This is a genomic window from Paenibacillus sp. 7523-1, assembly GCF_002276415.1.
GTDB lineage: Bacteria > Bacillota > Bacilli > Paenibacillales > Paenibacillaceae > Paenibacillus > Paenibacillus illinoisensis_A.
This window is the reverse complement of record NZ_NPBR01000048.1, coordinates 1-292: the sequence shown is the minus strand read 5'-3', so window position 1 is coordinate 292 and position 292 is coordinate 1. Positions and strand designations below refer to the sequence as shown.

Sequence of the window (292 nt, the reverse complement as noted above, 5' to 3'; positions counted from 1 at the left end):
AGCTAGTTGGTGAGCCGTTACCTCACCAACTAGCTAATGCGCCGCAGGCCCATCCTCAAGTGACAGATTGCTCCGTCTTTCCAGCTCCCTTCAGGCGAAGGAAGCAAGTATTCGGTATTAGCTACCGTTTCCGGTAGTTGTCCCAAGCTTGAGGGCAGGTTGCCTACGTGTTACTCACCCGTCCGCCGCTAACCATCAGAGAAGCAAGCTTCTCTTCAAGTCCGCTCGACTTGCATGTATTAGGCATGCCGCCAGCGTTCGTCCTGAGCCAGGATCAAACTCTCCAATAAAG

General features: G+C 53.4%; 1 rRNA gene. It reads right to left on the bottom strand.

What is annotated here, in order from left to right:
- A 16S ribosomal RNA gene (locus CHH60_RS30140) occupies positions 1 to 290 on the bottom strand; the annotation flags it as partial.
- Positions 291 to 292: the final 2 nt, after the last annotated feature.